This is a genomic window from Neorhizobium sp. 05N33 (assembly GCF_056397445.1).
Map to the genome: position 1 here is coordinate 1 of NZ_JBFTNK010000036.1, position 3,778 is coordinate 3,778.

Here is a 3,778-nt window from a genome sequence, read left to right on the forward strand (position 1 = left end):
GGGACTTGTGTTTCTGGTTTCCTGGCTGCACCGATCACACGGTTGTTCTGCTCCTTTTGGGGGTGGGGTGTGTGTGGGGTGTGTGGTACGGGGTTGTTGTTTGAGAACTACATAGTGGACGCGAGCATCTTTTATAAGAAGCAATTTCCAAGAATATGAACCTGGATCTGATCCGTGATTGTGCTGCCGCCTTTGGGTGGTGGTTGGTTGCGGTCTGGTTCCATGGTTTTCTCGAAAATTACTCCTTGATCTTTTGTGGTCAAGTTTTTAAGAGCACACGGTGGATGCCTTGGCATTAGGAGCCGAAGAAGGACGTAGGAATCTGCGATAAGCCTGGGGGAGTCGATAACCGGACTGTGATCCCAGGGTGTCCGAATGGGGAAACCCCGCCAGGGGCGCGAGCTGCCTGGTGACCCGCATCTGAACACATAGGGTGCGTGGAGGGAACGCGGGGAAGTGAAACATCTCAGTACCCGCAGGAAGAGAAAACAATAGTGATTCCGTCAGTAGTGGCGAGCGAACGCGGATCAGGCTAAACCGTTCCATGTGTGATAGCCGGCGGGCGTTGCATGGTCGGGGTTGTGGGACTTCCCACTCCAGCTCTGCCGGGCTGGGAAGGTGAGAGTGCAGGCATAGGTGAACGGTCTTGAAAGGCCGGCCGTAGAGGGTGTGAGCCCCGTAACCGAAATGTTGTGCACCGCCTGGTGAAGTATCCCAAGTAGCACGGGGCCCGAGAAATCCCGTGCGAATCTGTCAGGACCACCTGATAAGCCTAAATACTCCCTAATGACCGATAGCGGACCAGTACCGTGAGGGAAAGGTGAAAAGTACCCCGGGAGGGGAGTGAAACAGTACCTGAAACCGTGTGCTTACAATCCGTCGGAGCCTCCGCGAGCGATCGTGTWGGGGTGACGGCGTGCCTTTTGAAGAATGAGCCTGCGAGTTAGTGTTACGTCGCGAGGTTAACCCGTGTGGGGAAGCCGTAGCGAAAGCGAGTCTGAATAGGGCGTTGCAGTGGCGTGATCTAGACCCGAAGCGAAGTGATCTACCCATGGCCAGGTTGAAGCGACGGTAAGACGTCGTGGAGGACCGAACCCACTTCAGTTGAAAATGGAGGGGATGAGCTGTGGGTAGGGGTGAAAGGCCAATCAAACTTCGTGATAGCTGGTTCTCCCCGAAATGCATTTAGGTGCAGCGTTGCGTGTTTCTTACCGGAGGTAGAGCTACTGGATGGCTAATGGGCCCTACAAGGTTACTGACGTCAGCCAAACTCCGAATGCCGGTAAGTGAGAGCGCAGCAGTGAGACTGTGGGGGATAAGCTTCATAGTCGAGAGGGAAACAGCCCAGACCACCAACTAAGGCCCCTAAGCGTGTGCTAAGTGGGAAAGGATGTGGAGTTGCGAAGACAACCAGGAGGTTGGCTTAGAAGCAGCCATCCTTAAAAGAGTGCGTAATAGCTCACTGGTCAAGTGATTCCGCGCCGACAATGTAGCGGGGCTCAAGTACACCGCCGAAGTTGTGGATTTCAGACATTAGCCAAGCCCTTGTGGTTCAGGCGTCTGGAGTGGTAGGGGAGCGTCGTGTGGGCAGTGAAGTCGCGGTGGAAACCAGCGGTGGAGCCTACACGAGTGAGAATGCAGGCATGAGTAGCGAAAGACGGGTGAGAAACCCGTCCGCCGGATGATCAAGGGTTCCAGGGTCAAGCTAATCTGCCCTGGGTAAGTCGGGACCTAAGGCGAGGCCGACAGGCGTAGTCGATGGACAACGGGTTGATATTCCCGTACCGGCGAAAAACCGCCCATGCTGAACAGGGGAYACTAACCGCCCGAAACCTGCCCTAGCACCCTTCGGGGTGTGTGGGTTTTGGTGGAGCGCGGGACCTGATCCTGGGAGGCAAGCGTATTAACAGGTGTGACGCAGGAAGGTAGCCGAGCCGGGCGATGGTTGTCCCGGTCTAAGGATGTAGGGCGAACGGTAGGCAAATCCGCCGTTCATGATGCCTGAGATCTGACGGGACCCCCGTATGGGGGGATTCGGTGATCCTATGCTGCCGAGAAAAGCATCGACGCGAGGTTTTAGCCGCCCGTACCCCAAACCGACACAGGTGATCAGGTAGAGAATACTAAGGCGATCGAGAGAATTATGGTTAAGGAACTCGGCAAAATGCCCCCGTAACTTCGGGAGAAGGGGGGCCCCAACCTTGAACACCACTTGCTGGTGGGAGGGGATCGGGGCCGCAGAGACCAGGGGGAAGCGACTGTTTACTAAAAACACAGGTCCGTGCGAAGTCGCAAGACGATGTATACGGACTGACTCCTGCCCGGTGCTGGAAGGTTAAGAGGACCGGTTAGCCGCAAGGCGAAGCTGAGAATTTAAGCCCCAGTAAACGGCGGTGGTAACTATAACCATCCTAAGGTAGCGAAATTCCTTGTCGGGTAAGTTCCGACCTGCACGAATGGAGTAACGACTTCCCCGCTGTCTCAACCATAAACTCGGCGAAATTGCAGTACGAGTAAAGATGCTCGTTACGCGCAGCAGGACGGAAAGACCCCGAGACCTTTACTATAGTTTGGTATTGGTGTTCGGAGTGGCTTGTGTAGGATAGGTGGGAGACGTTGAAGCCCGGACGCCAGTTCGGGTGGAGTCATCGTTGAAATACCACTCTGGTCACTTTGGACATCTAACTTCGGCCCGTAATCCGGGTCAGGGACAGTGCCTGATGGGTAGTTTAACTGGGGCGGTTGCCTCCTAAAAAGTAACGGAGGCGCCCAAAGGTTCCCTCAGCCTGGTTGGCAATCAGGTGTCGAGTGTAAGTGCACAAGGGAGCTTGACTGTGAGAGAGACATCTCGAGCAGGGACGAAAGTCGGGACTAGTGATCCGGCGGTACATTGTGGAATGGCCGTCGCTCAACGGATAAAAGGTACCTCGGGGATAACAGGCTGATCTTGCCCAAGAGTCCATATCGACGGCATGGTTTGGCACCTCGATGTCGGCTCGTCGCATCCTGGGGCTGGAGTAGGTCCCAAGGGTTGGGCTGTTCGCCCATTAAAGCGGTACGCGAGCTGGGTTTAGAACGTCGTGAGACAGTTCGGTCCCTATCCGCTGCGCGCGCAGGAAATTTGAGAAGGGCTGTCCTTAGTACGAGAGGACCGGGACGGACGAACCTCTGGTGTGTCAGTTGTACTGCCAAGTGCACCGCTGATTAGCTACGTTCGGATGGGATAACCGCTGAAAGCATCTAAGCGGGAAGCTCGCTTCGAGATGAGATTTCCATACACCTTGTGTGTGAGAGGCCCCCAGCCAGACCACTGGGTTGATAGGCCGGATGTGGAAGCGAGGACTAACGACTCGTGAAGCTGACCGGTACTAATAGGCCGATAACTTACACCACACACTCTTCCCGTGAACGGATTCAAAAGACGTTCACACCAGGGAAGRGTACAAAGAAACAAGACTGCTTGCGTCCACTATGTGGTTCCCAAACAACAAACCCGTCACCGACGGCACGTTGCGACAGGAACAAAACCACAACAAAATAACAACACCACAGCTGCATTCGCTGCAGCGGCCATGTTGTAACCACAGWTTTCCCCACCCCCGCCAACAGCGGGCCGGTGGCGGAGCAAGGGTTACGGCGGTCATAGCGTGGGGGAAACGCCCGGTCCCATCCCGAACCCGGAAGCTAAGACCCACAGCGCCGATGGTACTGCACCCGGGAGGGTGTGGGAGAGTAGGTCACCGCCGGAACACCATTAACGGTCGAGGACCCCCACCAC

General features: G+C 55.6%; 2 rRNA genes. Both read left to right on the forward strand.

Annotated elements, in window-relative coordinates:
- The first annotated feature begins 257 nt into the window (after positions 1–257).
- Positions 258–3,393: ribosomal RNA gene (locus AC1DLT_RS30765) — 23S ribosomal RNA — on the forward strand.
- Between the two features lie 239 nt (positions 3,394–3,632).
- Positions 3,633–3,749: ribosomal RNA gene (gene rrf / locus AC1DLT_RS30770) — 5S ribosomal RNA — on the forward strand.
- The last annotated feature ends 29 nt before the right edge of the window (positions 3,750–3,778 follow it).